At 70.6% G+C, this 2304-nt stretch carries 3 protein-coding genes; 2 read left to right on the forward strand and 1 reads right to left on the reverse strand.

The window, feature by feature from the left end; translation table 11 throughout:
• A partial coding sequence (locus ACIKT0_RS17170; RefSeq protein ID WP_407106578.1) for a glucokinase occupies nt 1-530 on the forward strand: 530 nt, incomplete at its 5' end.
• 229 nt (nt 531-759) lie between these two features.
• Here the strand turns inward: ACIKT0_RS17170 and ACIKT0_RS17175 are convergent.
• Nucleotides 760-1542 carry a 3-hydroxybutyrate dehydrogenase gene (locus ACIKT0_RS17175; RefSeq protein WP_407106579.1) on the reverse strand — a complete coding sequence of 261 codons (783 nt, stop codon included), beginning with the start codon at nt 1540-1542 and terminating at the stop codon, nt 760-762.
• A gap of 125 nt (nt 1543-1667) precedes the next feature.
• Between ACIKT0_RS17175 and ACIKT0_RS17180 the strand changes: the two genes are divergently transcribed.
• Complete coding sequence (locus ACIKT0_RS17180) at nt 1668-2210, forward strand: transcriptional repressor (protein ID WP_407106580.1); 543 nt, start codon at nt 1668-1670, stop codon at nt 2208-2210.
• Nucleotides 2211-2304 lie beyond the last annotated feature (94 nt).

Consider the following 2304-nt stretch of genomic DNA (forward strand, 5'->3'; position numbering starts at 1 on the left):
GGCCCGGCACCGGGCTCGGGGTGGCGGCGCTGCTCCGCGCGGGAGGCGAATGGCTTCCGGTTCCAAGCGAAGGCGGTCACGTCGAGCTCGCGGCGGTCAACGATCGGGAGGCCGCCGCCTTCGCGCAGATCAGGCGCGCGCACGGCCGGGTCTCGGCCGAGCATGTGCTGTCGGGACCGGGTCTCGCCCGTCTTCACCACGCGCTGCATGGCGGCGCGGAGCTGCCGGCCGCGCAGGTGAGCGAGCGCGCCGCGCAGCAGGACCCGTCAGCGCTGGAGACAGTGCGGATCTTCCTCAGCATCCTTGCCCGCTTCTCCGGCGACGTCGCCCTGACGTTCGGCGCCGGCGCGGTCTATTTCTGCGGCGGCGTGCTGCCGAAGCTCATCGACTTCGTCGATCCGGAGGTCTTCCGGTCGGGCTTCGAGGCGAAGGGGCCGCATGCGGAGATGATGCGCGAGACCGCGACCCTGCTGGTGACCTCGTCCGTCGCGGGGCTGATCGGCTGCGCCGCCCTGGCGCGACAGGCGTGAAATCGGCCGCCGGCCGCCCCTGCGGTTAACCACGCGCGCAGATCGCCGTCGCTCCCGCTCAAATCGAGTCGAATTCTATTGAACGGCCGACCGGCGTGCTTCTACGTCTTGGCGGTCGAATACGGCTCCGGTCAGCCATTCCCGCCGGAGTCGGGGCGAGGCGGCGGTCGCACAGGCCCCGCCTCGCAGGCATCCCGGCCGCCCGCGAGCAGGTCTCTCTTCGGGGACCTCAGGCGGCGGTCCAGCCGCCATCCATCGAGAGCATCGCGCCGGTGATCTGCGCCGCCGCGTCGGAACACAGGAACACGGCGAGCGCCGCCACCTGTTCGGGCGTGACGAACTCCTTGGTGGGCTGGGCCGCGAGGATCACGTCGCGCTTGACCTCGTCCTCGGTCATGCCGCGCGCCTTCATGGTGTCGGGGATCTGCCGCTCCACCAGCGGCGTCCACACATATCCCGGGCAGATCGCGTTCACGGTGATCTTCTGCTGCGCCACTTCGAGGGCGCATGACTTGGTGAAGCCCGCGATCCCGTGCTTGGCCGCCACGTAGGCGGACTTGAACGGCGAGGCCACCAGCGCGTGCGCGGAGGCCGTATTGACGATGCGGCCCCAGCCCTTCCGCTTCATGCCCGGCAGCGCCGCCTTGGTGGCGTGGAAGGCGGCCGACAGGTTGATCGCGATGATCTCGTCCCACTTGTCCTCGGGGAACTCGTCGACCGGCGAGACGTGCTGGACGCCGGCGTTGTTGACCAGGATGTCGACCGATCCGAAGCGCTCCTCCGCGGCCCGGATCATGTCCGCGATCTCCTGCGGCTTCAGCATGTTCGCGCCGTCATAGGCGACCGAGACGCCGTGCTCGGCCTCCATCGAGGACCGGATCTGCTCGATCTCCGTCTTGTCGCCGAAGCCGTTGATCACGACGTTAGCGCCGGCCTTGGCCAGCGCCCGGGCGATCGCGAGCCCGATGCCGCTGGTGGAGCCGGTGACGACGGCGGTCTTGTCCTGCGGCATGAAGGGGCCTCCTGAGCGCGGCGCGGGTCCTGCTGCGGGTAAGCTGGAGCGCTCGGCCACGATGCGCAATGCAGGGCGCCCTGATGACGCAACGACCGGCGCTTCGTGCTAAGGGATCGGGCGAGATGACGCACTCCCAGACTGTCTCCGGCCGCCCATTCGCCGAGCCTGGCCACAACCACCACGCCTGTGCGCGGGAGGTTCTGCAGCGCGCCGAGAGGCTGTGCGCGGAACGCGGGGCGCGGCTCACCGACATCCGCCGCCGCGTGCTGGAGGCGCTCGCGGCCGATCATGCGCCCGCCGGCGCCTATGAGGTGATCGAGCGGCTGTCGCGGCCGGGCGAGCGACCGCCGGCGCCGATCACGGTCTATCGCGCGCTCGACTTCCTGCAGGAGCAGGGTTTCGTGCACCGGATCGAGAGCCGCAACGCGTTCGTGGCGTGCAGCCATGATCATGGCGCCACCGGCGACGCGCCGGTCGTGTTCCTGATCTGCGAGGATTGCGGCGCGGTCGGAGAGGCCGCCACCGAGGCTTTCGCCAGCGCGCTGCAGGGGCTGGTCCGCGCCTCCGGGTTCCGCCCCCGCGCGCGGGTGATCGAAGTCTCCGGCGAATGCGCCCACTGCCGGACCAAGCTCAAGCTGAGAAGCGCCGATGTCGTTGACGCCTGATCCTTCGCCCGCGCCGGTGGATTGTCCCGCCACGCTCGCCGCCGACCGTGACGTCGCCCACCAGCACCGGCCTCGACGCGCGGCGCGCGGCGAG

It is taken from the genome of Hansschlegelia beijingensis, from assembly GCF_045505405.1.
Classification (GTDB): Bacteria; Pseudomonadota; Alphaproteobacteria; order Rhizobiales; family Methylopilaceae; genus Methylopila; species Methylopila beijingensis_A.

What these genes read in the sequence shown, in the direction of transcription:
- ACIKT0_RS17180 (WP_407106580.1), top strand. Translation starts at nt 1,668, where the DNA reads ATGACGCACTCCCAGACTGTCTCCGGCCGCCCATTCGCCGAGCCTGGC.
- ACIKT0_RS17175 (WP_407106579.1), bottom strand. Translation starts at nt 1,542, where the DNA reads ATGCCGCAGGACAAGACCGCCGTCGTCACCGGCTCCACCAGCGGCATC.